The organism is Roseobacter sp. (assembly GCF_045106495.1).
Lineage (GTDB): Bacteria > Pseudomonadota > Alphaproteobacteria > Rhodobacterales > Rhodobacteraceae > Roseobacter.
Window position 1 is genome coordinate 112,888 of the sequence record NZ_JBGCEQ010000006.1, and the last position, 18,271, is coordinate 131,158.

The following is an 18,271-nucleotide window of genomic DNA, read 5'->3' on the forward strand; positions in this document are numbered from 1 at the left end:
GGCAAATGAATGACACCGCCTGACCAGTTCGACATTTCCGCAGATGATCTGGTCGGTCTGGTCACCAAATACAATCCAAAAACCAACGAAACGCTCCTGCGCGCGGCCTATGATTACGGCCGAAAGATGCATGAGGGTCAGGCGCGCCATTCGGGCGAGCCCTATTTCAACCACCCCGTGGCCGTGGCCGCGATCCTGACCGAGCAGCAGTTGGATGATGCCACGATCATCACGGCTCTTTTGCATGACACGATTGAGGACACCAAGGCCTCCTACACCGAAGTGTCGGAGCGTTTCGGCGAAGAAGTGGCGGTGCTGGTCGATGGCGTAACCAAGCTCACCAACCTGCAACTGAATTCCACTGAGACCAAGCAGGCGGAGAATTTCCGCAAGCTTTTCATGGCCATGTCCAAGGATCTGCGGGTCATTCTGGTCAAGCTCAGCGACCGGTTGCATAACATGCGCACGATCAAGGCGATGCGCCCGGACAAACAGGCGCAAAAAGCGCGCGAAACCATGGACATCTTTGCCCCCCTTGCCGGTCGCATGGGGATGCAGTGGATGCGTGAAGAACTCGAAGATCTGGCTTTCCGGGTGCTGAACCCGGAAGGGCGCGCCTCGATCATCCGGCGGTTTATCAACCTGCAAAAGGAAACCGGCGATGTGATCGATCGGATCACCGGTGACATGCGGCTGGAATTCGACAAGGCCGGCGTTCAGGCCGAGGTCTTTGGCCGTGCGAAAAAACCCTATTCGATCTGGCGAAAGATGCAGGAAAAAGATCAGAGTTTTGCGCGCTTGTCTGACATTTATGGCTTTCGCATCCTGACCGAAACCGAAGAAGATTGCTATCGCGCGCTGGGCGCCATTCACCAGCGCTGGCGTGCGGTGCCGGGCCGGTTCAAGGATTACATCAGCCAGCCGAAATCTAATGGTTACCGCTCGATCCACACCACCGTTTCGGGGCGTGATGGCAAACGTGTCGAAGTGCAGATCAGAACCAACCAGATGCATGATGTGGCCGAAACCGGGGTGGCCGCGCATTGGTCCTACCGTGACGGTGTGCGCAGCCAGAACCCCTTTGCCGTCGACCCGGCAAAATGGATCACCCAGCTATCCGAACAGTTTGACGCCGAGGAAAACCACGAGGATTTTCTCGAAGCGGTCAAACTGGAAATGTATTCCGACCAGGTCTTTTGCTTCACGCCCAAGGGTGAAGTCGTCAAACTGCCACGGGGCGCCACGCCGATCGATTTCGCTTTTGCCATTCACACGCGCATCGGCTCGGCCTGCGTCGGCGCCAAAGTGGACCACATGCGCGTACCGCTCTGGACCCGACTGAAAAACGGGCAATCGGTCGAGATCATCACGGCCGAAGGCCAAAGCCCGCAAGCCACCTGGCTCGACATTGCCACGACGGGCAAGGCGCGCTCTGCCATCCGGAGAGCCTTGCGCGATGAGGACCGGGCGCGGTTTGTCAAACTGGGCCGCGAACTGGCGCGCTCCGCCTTTGAGCATGTGGGCCGCAAAGTCACTGACAAGGCGCTGGCCACCGCCGCCCGTCACATGCGGTTCGAGAACCGCGAAGATTTGCTGGCCCGTCTGGGCAGTGCCGAGATCAGTGGGCGCGAGGTGGTGCAGGCGGTTTATCCCGATCTGACGCCGAAACCGGGTGAAAAGATCGATGCGCAGCGTGCCGTGGTTGGCCTTTCCCCGGGCCAATCGTTTGAACGTGCCTTTTGCTGCCAGCCGCTGCCGGGCGAGCGCATCATCGGCATCACGTTCAAGGGGCGCGGCGTGGTTGTGCACACGATCGACTGCGACCGGGTCAGCGCTTACGAAGACCAACTCGACCGCTGGCTGGACCTGCGTTGGCACGAGGGACCTCATTCGGCCATTTACGATGCGACGCTGGACGTTACACTAAACAACGATGCGGGCACTTTGGGGCGCATTTGTACCTTGATCGGAGAAACGCGCGCGAATATTTCGGATTTACAATTCATCGACAGGAAACCAGACTTTTACCGGCTTCTTATTTCCGTGCAACTCAGAGATGTGGTGCACTTGCATTCCTTGATGCTGACCCTTGAGGCAGAAAGCGATGTCGCGGAGATTTCGCGCCTGCGCAATATGTCGCAAGGGGCAGCAGAAACACCGGCCTGACATAGCGACCCAGCTCGGTGTAAGCCTATATTTAGAGCTGTCTGTTAGAACGCAGGCGCATCACAAACAAGAAAAGGTTCCCGCCCTTTGGTTTTTAAACGACGCGATCCAAAAAGCTGGCCTCGTGCCCTTGTCGAGCTGCTTTGGCCGCGCGGGGGCTGGACGCGTGCGTTTCATTACGTCAAACACCGGATGCGCCGCCTTCCCGACAGCCCCGAGCGAATCGCGCGCGGCATCTGGGGCGGTGTTTTTGCCTCTTTCACACCTTTTTACGGGTTTCACTTCTTTATTGCGGCGGGTCTGGCGACGCTGATGCGTGGCAACGTGATCGCTTCTTTGATGGCGACCTTCTTTGGCAACCCGTTGACCTATGTGCCCATCGGGGTCTCAGCGCTATCAACCGGGCACTGGATCCTGGGCGATCACATGGACGCGCGCCTGCCGCGGTCCTTTGGCGGCAAATTCCTCGATGCAGGCGCAGACCTCAAAGACAATTTCGTCGCGATGTTTACGGATGACAAGGCGGACTGGTCCCGCCTGTCGGTGTTTTATGACGAGATCTTCTTTCCCTATATGGTCGGAGGGATCCTGCCTGGCATCTTCTTTGCGACGCTGTGTTATTATCTTTCCGTTCCTGTCATCCGCGTGTATCAAAAACGCCGTAAAGGGATGATCAAGGCCAAACTGGACACCCTCAAAGCAAAAGCTGCAGCAAAAGCAGATGCAAAGCGCAAAGCGGAACACTCAACCGGGGACTAACGCGTGGTGTGTTGAAGGAGTGAATACCGGGTCTGAAACAACCTCCCCGCCACTGGCGCGGAACGGTACTTTGGAACCTTCTCGAACACATCATGCCCAATGGGGGGCTGAGACATGGCCAATACCGAAAAACTGCGCCTCGGCGTAAACATCGACCACGTGGCAACGGTGCGCAACGCGCGCGGCGGCGCCTACCCGGACCCGCTCAGGGCCGCGCAAATAGCCCAGGAGGCCGGTGCCGACGGGATCACCGCGCATTTGCGGGAAGACCGCCGCCACATTTCCGACACGGACATCGAGGGGTTGATGGAGGTGCTGAGCGTGCCGCTCAACTTCGAGATGGCGGCGACCGACGAGATGCAGAAAATCGCCCTGCGGCACAAACCCCATGCGGTCTGCATCGTGCCGGAAAAGCGCGAAGAACGCACCACCGAAGGCGGTCTCGAAGTGGCCCGCGAGGAAAACAAGCTGGCCCACTTCATCGCCCCGCTGCGCGAGGCAGGCTGTCGGGTTTCGATCTTCATCGCCGCAGACAAACGCCAGATCGAAGCGGCCCACCGCATCGGCGCTCAAGTCATCGAGCTACATACGGGCGCGTATTGTGATGCGTTTTCGGAGGCGGATACAGAAACGCTGGAACGCGAACTCGACGCTCTGCGCGAGATGTCCAGTTTTGCCCATGGCCTCGGTCTTGAGGTTCACGCAGGCCATGGTCTGACCTATGACACTGTGAAACCTGTGGCTGCTTTCCCGGAAGTCATGGAGCTCAACATCGGCCACTTCCTGATCGGTGAAGCCATCTTTCTCGGGCTGGAACCGGCGATCTTTGAGATGCGCCGCCTGATGGATGAAGCCCGTGGCGAGCGCTGAGATGCTGATCCCGCTGTGGGCGGTGCTCTTGGGCTGGATGGTGATGGGCGGCAGTCCCGGCCCGGCAACGCTGGCGATCTCGGGCACCTCCATGCGGCAAGGGCGTCTTGCCGGGCTGACATTGGCGGCAGGCATCGTCGTGGGCTCGGCCAGCTGGGGGATCATGGCCGCTCTGGGGTTTTCGGCGGTGATGATGGCCCATGTATGGCTCTTTGAAACGGTGCGATATCTGGGCGCGGCATATCTGTTTTATCTGGCGATCAAATCTCTACGCGCGGCCTGGCGCGGGGGCGCTGGGGCGGCGCCGCAAGTGCCGCACAACAGGCTCTTTGCCAAAGGTCTCTTGCTGCACCTGACCAACCCCAAGGCGATCCTGGGCTGGGGGGCTGTCTTTTCAGTGGCGCTGGTGCCGGGGTCCGGCCCGCTCGCGGTTTGGGGGCTCTTTTCGACATTGATCTGCGCCTCGATGACCGTTTTCTTTGGTTATGCGCTGCTGTTTTCCTGGGGACCCATTGCGCGGGGCTACAGCCGCGCGCGCCGGGGTTTTGAGCTGGTCTTTGGTCTGCTCTTTGGCGCGGCAAGTTTCCAGATATTGACAGCGCGGCTGACATGATTCTCGGTATCGGGACCGATCTTGCCAACATCGAGCGGATTCAGGGCACGCTGGACCGCTTTGGCGACCGGTTTCGCAATCGGGTTTTCACAGACATCGAACAGCGCAAGGCGGAACGGCGCAAGGACGTTGCGGGCACCTATGCCAAACGCTGGGCCGCCAAGGAGGCCTGCTCCAAGGCCCTGGGCACCGGGCTTGCCATGGGGATTTCCTGGAAAGACATGTCCGTGACCAATCTCGAGACCGGCCAGCCGGTGATGCATGTGACCGGCTGGGCAGCCGAACGTCTGGCCGAAATGACACCACCCGGCCACGAAGCTGTCATCCATGTTACGCTGACGGATGATCACCCCTGGGCACAGGCCTTTGTGGTGATCGAGGCCCGTGCTTTAAGCCGTTAACCTTTCGCTCACAAACCCGACCGCGCGCCCTGTCAAATGGGCCCGCTGTGCAATCTTGGTGCACATACCGTGCACAGGTTGTGCACGGAAGTCACATTGCGAAAACCCTTAAAAAATTGGCGTTAACACTGATTCGCGTCGAACTTCCAGCATCGCTCACAGACCGTTGCATGCGCCCGCCTTGACTCGCCCCCCGTGCCCCCGCATTTAGGCGCAGATCAAATCACGGGAGCGCCCCATGGCCGCCAAAGAAGAAAAGCAGCAAAACGCCTTTATCGAGACGATCAAGACCATCGTCTACGCGCTGCTCATTGCCGGTGTTTTCCGCACCCTGTTTTTCCAGCCGTTCTGGATTCCGTCCGGATCGATGAAAGAAACCCTGCTGGTGGGCGATTTCCTCTTTGTGAACAAGATGGCCTACGGCTATTCCTATGCCTCTTGCCCCAGCGTGATCCTGCCGCGTTTTGGTATCAACGTAGACGCCAAAAACATTTGCGGCTTCTTCGATGGGGACAACACACGCCTTCTGGCTGGCGAGCCCGAGCGCGGCGATGTCGTGGTTTTTCGTCATCCGGTTTCGGGACGCGATTACATCAAAAGGCTGATCGGCATGCCCGGTGACACCATCCAGATGCGCGACGGCATTGTCTACATCAACGGGGATGAAGCGCCACAGGAACCTGCTGGAATATTTGAAGAAGTTATGGAACCGCAAGGCCCCGAAGGACGCCGGCCACGCTGCGGCAATGGACCCGTTGGCGATGGCGGTGCCTGTCAGAAAACCCGGGCGATCGAAACGCTGCCCGGTGGCACCCAGCATCCGGTGTTGGACATCGGGATGCAGGGATCTGACCGCACCGGTGTTTATCAAGTGCCTGGAGGGCATTACTTTTTCATGGGAGACAACCGCGACAATTCCGCCGACAGCCGTTTGCCGCAGCAGGTTCAGGGGGTCGGTTACGTGCCTTTTGAAAACCTGATTGGCCGGGCCGACCGTATCGTGTTTTCCTCTGGCGGGCGTTCCATGCTGTTTTTCTGGACCTGGCGCAGTGATCGTTTCTTCAAGGCGGTCGAGTGAAGCTTTCAGCCGAACTCAAGTCCTTTCAGGACCGGTTGGGGCATAGTTTTGTGCGCCCGGAATTATTGGCGCAGGCGATCACTCATGCCTCGATGTCCTCTGCCAATCGCGACGACAATCAACGTCTGGAATTTCTCGGCGACCGGGTGTTGGGCCTGGTCATGGCAGAGGCATTACTGGCCTTGGACAAGAAAGCCACCGAAGGGCAATTAGCGCCGCGTTTCAATGCCTTGGTGCGCAAAGAGACCTGCGCCGATGTTGCCCGTGAAATCGACTTGGGTGCGGTGTTGCGCTTGGGTCGGTCCGAGATGTTGTCGGGCGGGAGACGCAAACAAGCCCTGCTCGGAGATGGCATTGAAGCCGTCATTGCGGCCGTTTATCTGGACGCGGGCTTCGAGGTCGCCAAGAGCCTCATTCTGCGTTTGTGGGGCAAGCGCATCCACAACGTCGAAGACGATGCGCGCGATCCCAAAACCGCCCTTCAGGAATGGGCGCAGGCGCGGGGACTACCGCCGCCGACCTATGTCGAGGTCGCGCGCAAGGGGCCGGATCACGCACCAGTTTTCACCATAGCGGCAGAACTTGAAACCGGGCATAGCCAGCAAGCCACAGCAGGCTCGAAACGGCAGGCAGAACAGGCGGCGGCCCGCAATCTCTTGGCCGAACTGGAGACATCAACATGAGCACGCGCGCAGGCTTTGTGGCCTTGATCGGGGAGCCGAATGCGGGCAAATCCACCCTTCTGAACCGCATGGTCGGGGCCAAGGTTTCGATCGTAACCCACAAGGTTCAGACCACACGCGCCCGCATTCGCGGCGTGGCCATGGAAGGCGACAGCCAGATCGTGTTTGTCGACACGCCGGGGCTCTTTCAACCGCGCCGTCGCCTGGACCGGGCCATGGTTGCTGCTGCTTGGGGCGGAGCGGCCGACGCAGATGTCGTTGTGCTGCTGATCGAGGCGCAGCGCGGTTTGACCGAGGGGGTGGAGCGCATCCTTGAAGGCTTGCAAGACATCGGGCAGGGGCGCAAAGTTGCGCTTGCAATCAACAAGATAGACCGTGTTCAGGCCGAGGTTCTGCTGGGTTTGAGCCAGAAGCTCAATGACCTCTACCCCTTTGTGGAAACCTTCATGATCTCCGCTGAAAAAGGCCATGGCGTTGAAGCGCTGCGCCACTGGCTGGCCTCGGAGGTGCCGGAAGGGCCGTGGCTCTATCCGGAAGACCAGATCGCCGACTTGCCGATGCGGATGATCGCGGCTGAAATGACCCGCGAAAAGCTGACCCTGCGTCTACATCAGGAATTGCCCTATCAACTGACCGTGGAAACCGAAGCCTGGGAAGAACGCAAGGATGGCTCTGCCAAGATTGATCAACTGATCTATGTTGTCCGCGACGGGCATAAGGGCATCGTTCTGGGCAACAAGGGCGAGACGATCAAAGCGGTATCCAAGGCCGCGCGCGAAGAGCTCGAAGAATTTCTAGGGCGCAAGATACACTTGTTTTTGCAGGTTAAAGTTCGCCCGAACTGGCTTGATGAGGCGGAGCGTTACTCGGAAATGGGTCTTGATTTCAAAGACGGCAATACGTGAGGTGACCTGAATGGCGCGCTTGACGGCACGGTTCTGGATTGATGCCTATCTGGCTCGACTGCGGATCGAAAACATCCCCGCCTTTATTGTTGCGCATGGAGATGACACCGCAGGCACCGTGCTGGTCAAAGTGAATCGCCTGAACGGTCAGGCGACGCTGTATCAGCGCCACTATGATTTGCTCGAAGACACCCAGTCCTGGGGCGTTCTCACAGAAGGCGACGAACAGGATGTCGATGGAAATATCACGCGGCAACAAGGGTTTGATCCAGATCTCTGGGTGGTCGAGGTTGAGGACAAAGAGGGGCGGCACTTGCTCGATCAGCCTGGGTTCATCTGATGGAATGGCGCGATCAGGGGATTTTGCTCAACACCCGGCGTCACGGCGAAAGTTCCGCCATAATCGAGGTCTTCACCCCTGATCATGGCCGCCACGCGGGCGTTGTGCGCGGCGGTGCAAGCCGCAAGACGGCCCCCATTCTGCAACCCGGCGCGCAGCTTGACGTTGCCTGGCGCGCGCGGCTTGAAGACCACATCGGCAGCTTTCAGGTCGAACCTGTGCGCAGTCGCGCCGCCCTGGCGATGGAGGACCGCTTGGCGCTGGCCGGATTGAATGCGGTCACCGGATTGTTGGGGTTTTGCCTGCCGGAGCGCGAACCACACCCGCGGCTCTACGCAGCATCCGAACAGCTGTTGGATTTACTCGGGCAGGGCGATCTCTGGCCGCTTGCTTATATGCGTTGGGAACTGCGCCTGCTGGAAGAGATGGGATACGCTCTGGCGCTGGATGCCTGCGCCGTGACGGGGTCGCAGGAAAATCTGGTCTATGTGTCTCCCAAGTCCGGCCGCGCGGTCTCACAAGAGGCGGCAGGTGACTGGGCGGACCGTTTGTTGCCACTGCCGGATGTCTTGCGGGGGAAAGGGGCTGCGGAAAACGCTGAAATCGCCAGGGCACTTGAGACCACAGGCCATTTTCTATCAGCCCATTTGGCGCAAAACTTAGGCAACAAACCTTTACCTGAGGCCCGCGCGCGCTTTGTCGCGACCCTTACCCGTCCGCTTTGAACACCATGGTTCTGCCGGCATCATTGGATAACAAAAGCGTGTCGCCGAGCACTTCTGACAAGCTCATCTCGTCGAGTGCTGTGAAAAACGCCGTCTCAGCGTCAAGGTCCGGACAAGCCATGCGCGTGGCTGCAAGCGGCCCCGCGTCGAACCATGGATAGGGTACCGTCATGCTGCCGGAATAGGAATTGCAGGGCGCCTTTCCGGCAATCTGTCCGGTTTCCGGGAAAGTCAGGGTTGCGTTGAACGCCACCTCGGCGTCGTCCAATTCTACCAGCTGCCAGACCTTGTCCGCAGCACCATAACCCGCCACAGTCTCGTCTTTGTTGCAGGCGGACAAAGCTAGAGTGCCCAGCAAAAGTACACAGATCGCGTGTTTCATAAGGATTACTTTAAGGCCAACACAAGGTCGATCATAGTGTCAAATGCCGAGGCAGGGTCGGCCTGATCGCCCAATTGCGGCAATCCAACAAGCGCACCCAAACAGCTTTGCGCAAAACCGGGGTTGGTCACGCCCAACTGCCTTAAAAGGTTGGTAAAATAGGTAAGCCGTTCCGCGTCAATCTGAGCAATGGCCAAAGCCACAGAAGGCGATGTTTTGGCCCAGGCCCTGAAAGCGGGGTCGTGTTTGTCAGACAGAATCATAGTGCCAAATCGACGCAGGCGCTGCTCTACGGTACCTTCCTTGACCAGATCGGCCATCACATCTGAAAAGGCGCGCGATTGCCAATCCGTCAGGATCGCTTCCTGAAAGGCGGGTACGTCTTTGAAATGCCAATAGAAAGACCCCTTGGTCGTGCCCAGTTTGCGCGCCAGAGGTTCGGCTGCCAGCGCCGCGGCGCCGTTTTCGACCAGCTCAAGAAGGCCGGCCTCGATCCACAATCGGCGGGTGAGTCGCTGGTGTTTCATGGCTTAGGCATATGGAGCCGCCCGCAATGCTGCAAGTGCGAAGGTGACCCCAACACCGTTTTTTAGTGGCACAACCTTAGGAACTGAAAATCGCAGCCTTTCGCCCGCAAAACGAGCAAAGCACCGCTGCCCATAGGCTGATTTCAGCCCAGCAGGCGTCGCGCGATTACCTGAGCCTGAATTTCTGCGGCGCCTTCGAAAATGTTCAGGATCCGGGCGTCACACAAAACACGGCTGATTTTGTATTCTAATGCGAAACCGTTTCCGCCATGGATCTGTAGCCCGTTGTCTGCCGCCGCCCAGGCGACGCGTGCTCCCAACAGCTTGGCCATCCCGGCTTCAACATCGCAGCGATGCCCCTGATCCTTTTGAAAGGCAGAAAAGTAGGTCAACTGTCGCGCGATCATGATCTCTACTGCCATCACTGCCAGTTTACTCGAGACGCGGGGGAAATTGATCAAAGCCTTGCCAAATTGCTTCCGGTCCTGGGCATATTGCATGGAAATATCCAAGGCGGACTGCGCCACACCAATGGCGCGGGCAGCCGTCTGAATGCGCGCGGATTCGAAGGTCTCCATCAATTGCTTGAAACCTTTACCCTCTTCACCTCCCAGCAGGTTTTCGCCTTTGACGTGGAAACCGTCGAAAGCCAGTTCGTACTCCTTCATACCGCGGTAGCCGAGAACTTCGATCTCGCCCCCCGTCATGCCTTCGCTCGGGAAGGGATTGGCGTCATCGCCGGGCGTTTTTTCCGCCAGGAACATTGAAAGCCCTTTGTAATCAGATGTTTCGGGATCTGTTCTTGCGAGAACCGTCATAACCTGTGTGCGCGCTGCATGGGTGATCCAGGTCTTGTTACCGGTGATTTTGTAGTCATCGCCATCCTTGACTGCTCGGGTGCGCAAACTGCCAAGATCGGAGCCGGTGTTGGGTTCGGTAAAAACTGCCGTAGGTAGCGTTTCAGCCGATGCAAGGCGCGGCAACCACTGTTCTTTTTGTGCGTCAGTACCGCCGGCGATGATCAGTTCTGCTGCAATTTCTGAACGCGTACCAAGACTGCCGACGCCTATGTATCCGCGCGATAATTCTTCGGAGACAACGCACATCGAAGCCTTGGACAGTCCGAAGCCGCCGTATTCCTCAGGAATTGTCAGGCCAAAAACGCCCATTTCTGCCAATTCTTCGATGATCTCCATCGGAATCAACTCATCTTTAAGGTGCCAGTCGTGCGCAAAGGGTTCCACCTTTTCAACGGCATACCGTCGAAATTGTTCGCGGATCATCTCAAGTTCATCTTCGAGCCCGGACACGCCTACGGTAATATTGGCCGAATGGTCTTGCATGAGCGCTACAAGGCGTGTGCGTGCTGCTTGTGTGTTGCCACCCTGCGTAAGCGTCATGACGGCGGGTTCCATCAAGACGCGCATGTCGGATTGGCTCAAACCCAAATCCTGCAATCGGAGAATTTCACCCTGATTCATTTGAATGCCGCCGTAAATCTGCCAGAGATACTCACCAAACGCGATCTGCAGCAGAAGTTGCTCAGTTTCGCCAAACGTACCTTTAGACTGCAAGTTTTCAGCCCATCGCTTCATTTGATGCAATGCTTGCGTATATGTCGCCAGCCACGCCAGCCCATGTGCGGCAGTCTGATGCATCTCGATCAAGTCACCGGAAACGCGGCCGTTCTCTGACACCATGTCCTTTACGCGGGATTTGGCAGCATCCAAAATCGTATCAACGGGCCTCAAGGCTGATGATGTGAGGTCAAGCAAATCGTCAAGAACGACATTTGAGTTCATCGGAGGTGTTTGTCCATCATGCGGCATCGTAGCATCCTTTATCCATCGAAAGTGATTTAGGTCTTTCGCACTTGCAGCGCAACAAAAATACTAATAATTGCGACAAATTGGACGAAAATTTCGCGTGTAATGCTATTCACTCCGTGGCGACGCGCGAAACGATCTGTTTTCAATCCGGAAACAGCACAAAAAATGGTCTCAAAAAGGAAAAACGCCGCTATCGCGGCGCTGTCCAGTCACATACTGATTAACGATTACTGTTCAAAAAATGGGCGCATCGGAAGGCAGGTGGAGCTGTCTTCCGATGCGTCGAAAACCAGGGACTCAGCCCTGACGCGCGACTGTTACGCCCGATACGTCTTCAATAAACGTAACGATGCGTGTCTTGATCGTATCGTCACGAATGGCAGCAAGTGCCGTAACGATTTCGAGGCCTGGATCACGTTGGTCGGAATTTTCCGATGACGTATCAAGACCTTCAAAGAAGTAAGACGTCGGCACATCAAGGATGCGCGACAACTCGTAAAGTCTGCTGGCAGCAATTCTATTCGACCCGATTTCATATTTTTGGATCTGCTGAAAAGAGAGATTTAACTCTCTAGCAACGTCTGTCTGAGACAACCGCCGCATCGTGCGAATCTGCTTTAACTTGCGACCAACGTGAACATCTACTGGATGGGACATACTATTTAACACCTCTGGTTGTGACTACGTTCACTCTTCGCGGGAAATGCCGAATCGTTCAACTGACTACCTTTTAATTTTTTTTGATTAAAAATGTTCAGATGATGGATGAAAAATGTTGCATTAGTGGGTGATTAATTTACCATTGCGATTGATGAATCGCATTTTAGACCCTTCAGAAACGGCGCAGGCAACAAAAAAACCTGCAGATTCTCATGGCCTTTTGCATGAGATGATCCGGTCTTTTACGACACTCGCCAGGACCTTAAACCTTAGTCATGCCGTCAAAGAATTGGGAAGCACCCGTCAAACGGTGCGACGGCACATCACCCAACTCGAAGAAACCAAGGGCGTTTCTCTGTTCTCAGTAGAAGACCGTCAATATCGGCTGACCGAAGAAGGGGAGCGTGCATTGCCGGAAGCGCTGGAGATTCTGGCGCGGGGAAATGCTTGGTTGAACCGGAATATCAGTCATATTGATGGGTTGCAGCATTTCAGCACAACCTTGCCGTCTGGTTGGTGTTTTTGGCAGCAGCAACACTCTCTCAGCCGGATCTGGAACTCGCGGTCGTGCCTCATGCGCGAAACTCTTCGAAGTTGGTCTATGTCAGGTGGTGATATCGAATCACCTCTGATGGAACATGTCCGTCCGTTTCTTATCGTTTACCGTCATACGGTTGCTGGTTGGATATGTGTGGAGTTCGGCGAAGAGTCTTTTTTCGTGAAATGGTTTGGTTGGGCGAAGGCCCGCAGTAGTGTTGGCAGGTCATTGGGTAAGATGCCGGGCGGTGATGACTTCGCGCGCATGCTTGACCAGCCCTTCCATGAAGTTCAAACTACGCAAAGTGTGCGGCTGGATCACGTTTTTACACTGGTTCCGTGCGAATCTGACGGATCTTTGCAACCTGTTAACTACAAACGCTTGATGCTTGGAGGAAGGTTCCCCGACGGTAGTTTGGCGCTTTATGCTTTGGTCGAACCATCAGCAGATGTTGAGATTTTTGGTCTGGATCCAGGCAAAATCGTGCAGCCTTCTGCTGAAATTATGGTAAATTTCGATCCGGCTAACGCAAAATACGGGCGTTAACCAAGTAATTAGGTTAGCCTTTGCCTGAGGATGCTCGGCAAAGGAGTTTTGGCATGTCTTTTCACAATATGAACGAAGGGGCGCAATTCGTTGCAACCAGTCGTGATATTTTGCTGCAAAATCAAATTACGGTTAAAATTGGAACAAATTTCTTGGAATACCGCAAGTTGCTGCGTGACGAGCGTCCACAGCAAGTTTTAGGAGCTCCGTTCGATCCCGACATGCACAGCCTAAACGATAAAAATGCCTTTTGGTTGATCGCTCGGGATGCAGCCGGTCTTTTGATGCACACTCAAGCTTCGCGCCTTATCAACCTCGACCAGCAGTCTCTCAGTGGTTATATGATAAAGAAATTCCGGGATTTCCCGCCGGCGATACCCGATATTGATCTCAAGCGCTCCCGTTACCGCGCAAGCCCGGGTGCTAATCGAATAACCGGTCGGGTTGTTTATCACGGCGAAGTTTGGATGGGTGATACCGGTCCATATCGCGGCACGGGGCTTTCGACGGTTCTGGCGCGCTACGGTATCCACGAGGCAATGTGTCGATGGAATCCGGATTTCATATTCGGGTTCATGGCGCGCACGGTTGCATTCAAAGGGTTCGCAGAACGCATGGGCTATATGCATAACGAACCCGGTGCTGTCCGTTGGTACCGAAAAGGCAGTGATAGGCCCTTGGAGGGCTTCGTGAGCTATCTGAGCAATGAAGACACGCGGTACTTACTTGAGATGCCGGTGGTCGATGTGGTCGAGACGCCGGAACAACGGCCGAAGGCCGCCTGACACGCCCATTCCTCCATGGGCAATCAGCGGCAGCAATCAACCAATTGCTGCTGCTTTCACGTCGTCGTCGATGTATGGCAGATACTGCTCAAAGTTGTCAGAAAACATTCTTACCAGTTTTCCTGCTTGCTGATCATAACGTGCCGCATCGTCCCATGTGCGCCTGGGATCAAGTAAAATGTTCGGGACCCCCTTGACGTCGACCGGAACATCGAAACCGAAATTAGGATCCTTTCGGAAAGCTGCATCGGCGAGCGATCCATCCAACGCTGCAGTTAGCAAACCACGTGTCGCCTTAATCGGCATCCTGCTGCCGGTGCCGTAAGCGCCACCAGTCCATCCAGTATTGACCAACCAGCATGTTGCCCCATGAGTGGCAATCTTTTCACGCAAAAGGTTGCCGTAGACTTCCGGGCGTCGTGGCATGAAGGGTGCGCCAAAGCAGGTTGAAAATGTGGGCTCTGGTTCTGTGACCCCGCGCTCCGTGCCCGCAACCTTAGAAGTAAACCCCGATAAGAAGTGATACATTGCTTGTGCTGGGGTCAGTCGGGAAATTGGCGGTAGCACGCCAAATGCGTCACATGTCAGCATTATAATGTTTTTCGGGTGACCGCCCCGTGCGGAACTTGAAGCGTTTGAGATATAGTGCAGAGGGTATGCGCAGCGCATATTTGCGGTCAGGCTGTCGTCTTCGAAATCCAGGTCTTTGGTTTCATTGTCGTAGATCATGTTCTCGATAACGGTGCCAAATTTCTCCGTCGTCGCATATATTTCCGGTTCTGCATCGATGCTGAGGCTTATGGTTTTGGCGTAACACCCCCCCTCGAAGTTAAATGTACCCGTATCGGACCAGCCATGTTCATCATCGCCGATCAGAGTCCGTGCGGGGTCTGCCGAAAGAGTTGTCTTTCCGGTACCAGACAGACCAAAGAAAACAGCTGTATCAACAGGATTGCCGTTTGCATGATTGGCTGAACAGTGCATCGGCATGACGCCCTTTGCGGGCAATAGATAGTTGAGTAATGTAAATACGGACTTCTTGTTTTCGCCAGCATATTCGGTGCCGCCGATCAAGATGAGTTTCTTGTCGAAATTCATCGCGATAACGGTTTCAGAGCGGCAATTGTGCCGTTTTGGGTTGGCTTGGAAGCTGGGACAGTTGATGACAGTATAGTCCGCGATGAAGTGCTCAAGATCTTCGCGGTCAGGACGCCGCAGCATGTGCCGGATGAAGAGCCCATGCCATGCCAATTCTGTCACCATGCGCACGTTGATTGCATGTTTTGGATCCGAACCGCCCGTAAGGTCCTGCACAAAATAGTCGCGGCCTTGCATGTGTTCGATCATGTCAGTGTAAAGCGCATCAAACCCATCCGGCGACATCGCGGCATTGTTTTCCCACCAAATCGTATCTTCGACGCTTTTTGTCTTTACAACGTGCTTGTCTTTCGGAGAACGTCCCGTGAATTTTCCGGTTGTCACCAGGAATGCGCCACCTATGCCCAAAGCGCCTTCTCCGCGCTCCAAAGCATATTGGATCAGGTCAGGTTCGATGAGATTGTAATAGACGGTTCCCGCCCCTTTGATCCCTTGATCTTCGAGAGTGAAATCGGGATTTACCCGTCCATGTGTCATCCGGCATTCTCCATTGCAGCGCTTTAGCAGTAAACGCATGCGCCTCTTAACATGAGGTTTTTATGGTTGAACAGGATGGTTTGACGCAGTTAGCGCCACCATGGCGAACTTTATCCCACTAAGCAGTTTCAGATCTTTTTTGAACGGGGCGCTTCTGCACTCAGATACTGGGAATTGCGCCAATTTAACCATTGGTAATCAAATTATGACCCAAATGGCCTCGAGTGCCGTGCTGATTCGCACTTCATCGTTGCTTCGACAGAAGACAAACCACTGTCTTCCCGAAAAGTCGAAAATTCGAGTAGTACAAGGAAACGGGTAATGTCTAAAATAGCTTTGGTGGACGACGACAGAAACATCTTGACGTCCGTATCTATGACGCTCGAAGCAGAAGGCTTTGAAGTTGAAACCTACAACGACGGGCAAGCGGCGCTTGACGCGTTTAATAAAAGGCTGCCTGACATGGCGGTTCTGGATATCAAGATGCCGCGTATGGACGGAATGGATTTGTTGCAGCGCCTGCGGCAGAAAACGTCAATGCCGGTGATCTTCCTGACGTCCAAAGATGACGAAATTGACGAGGTTTTAGGTCTGCGGATGGGCGCAGATGATTATGTGAAAAAGCCCTTTTCACAGCGTTTGTTGGTTGAACGCATCCGTGCGCTTTTGCGGCGCCAGGAAGCTGTGGCCGGGGATGTTGTCGCGGACAGCGAAGAAACAAAAGTTATGGAGCGTGGCGAGTTGCGCATGGACCCTTTGCGTCATGCTGTGAGCTGGAAGGGTACGGACGTCTCCTTGACAGTAACGGAATTTCTGCTTCTTCAGGCACTGGCGCAACGGCCGGGGTTTGTGAAATCGCGCGACCAGCTCATGGACGTCGCATATGATGATCAAGTCTACGTTGATGATCGTACAATCGATAGTCACATCAAGCGCTTACGCAAGAAAATGCGAACGGCGGATGACGATTTTTCGGCGATAGAAACCCTCTATGGAATTGGTTACAGATACAACGAAGAGTAGCCAAGGACATGGCTTTGGCCGAGAGTAATTTCGTGCGCAACATCGCGCCTCCTTCGTCTTTGGATGGGGATGCTGTTTCGGGTGGACAATGGGGGCCAGAGGAAAAAAACGATGAGGTGGACGCGCCCTTGGGGGGCAAGCGTTGGGGAATTCAGGCTTTGCGCTCTTCGCCGCTGACGCGCAAAATCATCGCGCTCAACCTAATTGCCCTAATTTTTCTCTTTGCCGGTTTTGCCTATTCAAGTTCTTCTCGAGACAGTCTCAAGCTACAAAGAGCTGCGTCGCTTGTGTCTGAAGCGGAGTTGATCGCGGATGTTATAGAAGCAAAGTTGCAGAAGGATGCGCCTGCCAATCTTATCATCCAAGATGGCATTGACGTGGCCGCGACACTTCAATCCTTGGACTTGCGGGCCGGAGTTGAGGTATTCGTTTACGACAAATCCGAAAATTTAGTTGCTAGTGCAAAAGGCAGTTTAGCCGCAGATGCGATCGCCGGCGGTACGAGTGCTGACACGATTCTAACTGATGGTTTGGCCTGGCTATGGTCGATGGTTTCGAGCCCTTTCAAGCATCACAATACTGTGAAGCAAACAACGACTCAGGATTTGTTGAAGCCGTGGATTAGCGATGGATTTGTGTTTGGAACGCAAGTCCACGACGAGCATGACGGAATAGTTGGTAGCCCTTTCACTGTTGTCACACCGATTTTGCAAAATGAAACAGCCATAGGTGTGGTGGCTGTGGCGATAGCTGCGGGAGAGATTGACAGTCTTGTTCGTGGCGAACTTGAAAGTGTGCTTCAGATGTTTCTGATTGCGACTTTTGTGTCCGTTTGCCTGAGTCTGGTTTTGGCTTCCACCATAACAAACCCTCTTTCTGAACTAGCCGCCGCAGCAGAACTCGGGCACGATAAGAACGCTCGCCGCATGAATCCAGGTCGCATACGGATACCCGATCTCACCGCGCGTCCAGATGAAATTGGCCGACTTAGCGGTGCGTTACGGGGTATGATATCGGCGCTTTACAATCGTATCGATGGAAATGAACAGTTCGCCGCCGATGTGGCACATGAGATAAAGAACCCTCTTGCCTCGTTGAGGTCAGCTGTTGGCACATTGAGAATGGTCAAACGTGACGATCAGCGTAATAAGTTGCTGGATGTAATCGATCATGACGTGCGCAGACTTGATAGATTGGTAAGCGATATTTCCAATGCGTCACGTTTGGACAGCGAGTTGGTCAAAGAAAAACAAGAACCATTCGACGTGCTGGCAACGGTAGCAAGTTTGAGCTTGCATCTCGGCGAAGACGCGCGCTCCAAAGGCATAGACTTTGTAACCGACTTGCCAGATACACCAATTTCAGTTCATGGCTTGGAGGCTCGTTTGGCTCAGGTTTTTGTTAACTTGATTACCAATGCCATTTCTTTTTGCGAAGATGGCGATGCGATTCGGATTTGGGCGCGAACAAAGGAAAACCGAGTGCTTATTGTTGTGGAAGATACTGGTCCAGGCATTCCGCAACAAGCCTTGGTCAAGATATTCAAGCGGTTCTATTCGCAGCGACCCCAAGAACATTTTGGAAACAACTCAGGACTCGGGTTGGCGATCTCAAAACAAGTTGTTGAGGCGCACGGAGGTGTTATTTGGGCTGAAAACATCCAACCCACCATGGTAGACATCACATCGGACCCGCTCGGTGCCCGGTTTGTGGTGGGTCTGCCGGTTTAGCGGAATCGTGTCTGGATCACCTGCGACAACGAACGGAACTTCAATCACAATTCATGCGTCATGTGTTACCTATAGC

General features: G+C 55.0%; 19 protein-coding genes. 14 read left to right on the plus strand and 5 right to left on the minus strand.

Annotated elements, in window-relative coordinates:
• The first annotated feature begins 9 nt into the window (after window positions 1-9).
• The 10 genes from AB8B75_RS06115 to recO all read left to right on the plus strand — a co-directional run bounded on the left by AB8B75_RS06115 (window position 10) and on the right by recO (window position 8,540).
• A complete protein-coding gene (locus AB8B75_RS06115) occupies window positions 10-2,166 on the plus strand; it encodes a RelA/SpoT family protein (RefSeq protein ID WP_405360665.1) in 2,157 nt (718 codons plus the stop codon).
• An 87-nt stretch (window positions 2,167-2,253) separates the two neighbouring features.
• Complete coding sequence (locus AB8B75_RS06120; RefSeq protein WP_405360667.1) at window positions 2,254-2,925, plus strand: DUF2062 domain-containing protein; 672 nt, start codon at window positions 2,254-2,256, stop codon at window positions 2,923-2,925.
• 114 nt (window positions 2,926-3,039) lie between these two features.
• Complete coding sequence (locus AB8B75_RS06125; RefSeq protein WP_405360669.1) at window positions 3,040-3,795, plus strand: pyridoxine 5'-phosphate synthase; 756 nt, start codon at window positions 3,040-3,042, stop codon at window positions 3,793-3,795.
• The gene (locus AB8B75_RS06130; RefSeq protein ID WP_405360671.1) at window positions 3,773-4,408 is read left to right on the plus strand and encodes a LysE family transporter; all 636 of its coding nucleotides are present in this window, start codon (window positions 3,773-3,775) and stop codon (window positions 4,406-4,408) included. Before AB8B75_RS06125 ends, AB8B75_RS06130 begins: the two co-directional genes overlap by 23 nt.
• A complete protein-coding gene (gene acpS / locus AB8B75_RS06135; protein WP_405360673.1) occupies window positions 4,405-4,809 on the plus strand; it encodes a holo-ACP synthase in 405 nt (134 codons plus the stop codon). The genes AB8B75_RS06130 and acpS overlap by 4 nt, the downstream gene beginning before the upstream one ends.
• Before the next feature lie 238 nt (window positions 4,810-5,047).
• Window positions 5,048-5,887, plus strand: coding sequence for a signal peptidase I (lepB, locus tag AB8B75_RS06140; protein ID WP_405360675.1), 840 nt, complete (start codon window positions 5,048-5,050; stop codon window positions 5,885-5,887).
• The gene (gene rnc, locus AB8B75_RS06145; RefSeq protein WP_405360677.1) at window positions 5,884-6,570 is read left to right on the plus strand and encodes a ribonuclease III; all 687 of its coding nucleotides are present in this window, start codon (window positions 5,884-5,886) and stop codon (window positions 6,568-6,570) included. The genes lepB and rnc overlap by 4 nt, the downstream gene beginning before the upstream one ends.
• The gene (gene era, locus AB8B75_RS06150) at window positions 6,567-7,475 is read left to right on the plus strand and encodes a GTPase Era (protein WP_405360679.1); all 909 of its coding nucleotides are present in this window, start codon (window positions 6,567-6,569) and stop codon (window positions 7,473-7,475) included. Before rnc ends, era begins: the two co-directional genes overlap by 4 nt.
• 10 nt (window positions 7,476-7,485) lie before the next feature.
• The gene (locus AB8B75_RS06155) at window positions 7,486-7,815 is read left to right on the plus strand and encodes a DUF1491 family protein (protein WP_405360681.1); all 330 of its coding nucleotides are present in this window, start codon (window positions 7,486-7,488) and stop codon (window positions 7,813-7,815) included.
• The gene (gene recO / locus AB8B75_RS06160; protein WP_405360683.1) at window positions 7,815-8,540 is read left to right on the plus strand and encodes a DNA repair protein RecO; all 726 of its coding nucleotides are present in this window, start codon (window positions 7,815-7,817) and stop codon (window positions 8,538-8,540) included. The genes AB8B75_RS06155 and recO overlap by 1 nt, the downstream gene beginning before the upstream one ends.
• Here recO and AB8B75_RS06165 read toward each other — a convergent pair.
• The 4 genes from AB8B75_RS06165 to AB8B75_RS06180 all read right to left on the minus strand — a co-directional run bounded on the left by AB8B75_RS06165 (window position 8,524) and on the right by AB8B75_RS06180 (window position 11,935).
• On the minus strand, window positions 8,524-8,922 hold the full coding sequence (locus AB8B75_RS06165) for an META domain-containing protein (protein WP_405360685.1): 399 nt from the start codon (window positions 8,920-8,922) through the stop codon (window positions 8,524-8,526). The two genes, recO and AB8B75_RS06165, sit on opposite strands and share 17 nt — an antisense overlap.
• Before the next feature lie 5 nt (window positions 8,923-8,927).
• Window positions 8,928-9,449: a TetR/AcrR family transcriptional regulator gene (locus AB8B75_RS06170; protein WP_405360687.1), complete on the minus strand. Its 522-nt coding sequence runs from the start codon at window positions 9,447-9,449 to the stop codon at window positions 8,928-8,930.
• 143 nt (window positions 9,450-9,592) lie between these two features.
• Window positions 9,593-11,278 carry an acyl-CoA dehydrogenase family protein gene (locus AB8B75_RS06175; RefSeq protein WP_405360689.1) on the minus strand — a complete coding sequence of 562 codons (1,686 nt, stop codon included), beginning with the start codon at window positions 11,276-11,278 and terminating at the stop codon, window positions 9,593-9,595.
• 297 nt (window positions 11,279-11,575) lie between these two features.
• Entirely contained in the window at window positions 11,576-11,935 is a 360-nt protein-coding gene (locus AB8B75_RS06180) for a helix-turn-helix domain-containing protein (RefSeq protein ID WP_405360691.1), read from the minus strand.
• A 130-nt stretch (window positions 11,936-12,065) separates the two neighbouring features.
• Here AB8B75_RS06180 and AB8B75_RS06185 point away from each other — a divergent pair, with 130 nt between their 5' ends.
• Window positions 12,066-13,022 carry a LysR family transcriptional regulator gene (locus tag AB8B75_RS06185; protein WP_405360693.1) on the plus strand — a complete coding sequence of 319 codons (957 nt, stop codon included), beginning with the start codon at window positions 12,066-12,068 and terminating at the stop codon, window positions 13,020-13,022.
• 68 nt (window positions 13,023-13,090) lie between these two features.
• Window positions 13,091-13,807 (plus strand): hypothetical protein, encoded by a 717-nt coding sequence (locus tag AB8B75_RS06190; protein ID WP_405360695.1) that lies wholly within the window; start codon window positions 13,091-13,093, stop codon window positions 13,805-13,807.
• 36 nt (window positions 13,808-13,843) lie between these two features.
• On the opposite strand, the gene AB8B75_RS06195 is transcribed toward AB8B75_RS06190, so the two are convergent.
• Window positions 13,844-15,442 (minus strand): phosphoenolpyruvate carboxykinase, encoded by a 1,599-nt coding sequence (locus tag AB8B75_RS06195; protein WP_405360697.1) that lies wholly within the window; start codon window positions 15,440-15,442, stop codon window positions 13,844-13,846.
• A gap of 321 nt (window positions 15,443-15,763) precedes the next feature.
• Between AB8B75_RS06195 and AB8B75_RS06200 the strand changes: the two genes are divergently transcribed.
• Both AB8B75_RS06200 and AB8B75_RS06205 read left to right on the plus strand, forming a co-directional pair.
• Complete coding sequence (locus AB8B75_RS06200) at window positions 15,764-16,465, plus strand: response regulator transcription factor (RefSeq protein WP_405360698.1); 702 nt, start codon at window positions 15,764-15,766, stop codon at window positions 16,463-16,465.
• Window positions 16,466-16,473: 8 nt separating this feature from the next.
• Window positions 16,474-18,195 carry a sensor histidine kinase gene (locus AB8B75_RS06205; RefSeq protein ID WP_405360700.1) on the plus strand — a complete coding sequence of 574 codons (1,722 nt, stop codon included), beginning with the start codon at window positions 16,474-16,476 and terminating at the stop codon, window positions 18,193-18,195.
• Window positions 18,196-18,271 lie beyond the last annotated feature (76 nt).

What these genes read in the sequence shown, in the direction of transcription:
- AB8B75_RS06115 (WP_405360665.1), top strand. Translation starts at nt 10, where the DNA reads ATGACACCGCCTGACCAGTTCGACATTTCCGCAGATGATCTGGTCGGT.
- AB8B75_RS06125 (WP_405360669.1), top strand. Translation starts at nt 3,040, where the DNA reads ATGGCCAATACCGAAAAACTGCGCCTCGGCGTAAACATCGACCACGTG.
- AB8B75_RS06130 (WP_405360671.1), top strand. Translation starts at nt 3,773, where the DNA reads ATGAAGCCCGTGGCGAGCGCTGAGATGCTGATCCCGCTGTGGGCGGTG.
- acpS (WP_405360673.1), top strand. Translation starts at nt 4,405, where the DNA reads ATGATTCTCGGTATCGGGACCGATCTTGCCAACATCGAGCGGATTCAG.
- lepB (WP_405360675.1), top strand. Translation starts at nt 5,048, where the DNA reads ATGGCCGCCAAAGAAGAAAAGCAGCAAAACGCCTTTATCGAGACGATC.
- era (WP_405360679.1), top strand. Translation starts at nt 6,567, where the DNA reads ATGAGCACGCGCGCAGGCTTTGTGGCCTTGATCGGGGAGCCGAATGCG.
- AB8B75_RS06155 (WP_405360681.1), top strand. Translation starts at nt 7,486, where the DNA reads ATGGCGCGCTTGACGGCACGGTTCTGGATTGATGCCTATCTGGCTCGA.
- recO (WP_405360683.1), top strand. Translation starts at nt 7,815, where the DNA reads ATGGAATGGCGCGATCAGGGGATTTTGCTCAACACCCGGCGTCACGGC.
- AB8B75_RS06165 (WP_405360685.1), bottom strand. Translation starts at nt 8,922, where the DNA reads ATGAAACACGCGATCTGTGTACTTTTGCTGGGCACTCTAGCTTTGTCC.
- AB8B75_RS06170 (WP_405360687.1), bottom strand. Translation starts at nt 9,449, where the DNA reads ATGAAACACCAGCGACTCACCCGCCGATTGTGGATCGAGGCCGGCCTT.
- AB8B75_RS06175 (WP_405360689.1), bottom strand. Translation starts at nt 11,278, where the DNA reads ATGCCGCATGATGGACAAACACCTCCGATGAACTCAAATGTCGTTCTT.
- AB8B75_RS06180 (WP_405360691.1), bottom strand. Translation starts at nt 11,935, where the DNA reads ATGTCCCATCCAGTAGATGTTCACGTTGGTCGCAAGTTAAAGCAGATT.
- AB8B75_RS06190 (WP_405360695.1), top strand. Translation starts at nt 13,091, where the DNA reads ATGAACGAAGGGGCGCAATTCGTTGCAACCAGTCGTGATATTTTGCTG.
- AB8B75_RS06195 (WP_405360697.1), bottom strand. Translation starts at nt 15,442, where the DNA reads ATGACACATGGACGGGTAAATCCCGATTTCACTCTCGAAGATCAAGGG.
- AB8B75_RS06200 (WP_405360698.1), top strand. Translation starts at nt 15,764, where the DNA reads ATGTCTAAAATAGCTTTGGTGGACGACGACAGAAACATCTTGACGTCC.
- AB8B75_RS06205 (WP_405360700.1), top strand. Translation starts at nt 16,474, where the DNA reads ATGGCTTTGGCCGAGAGTAATTTCGTGCGCAACATCGCGCCTCCTTCG.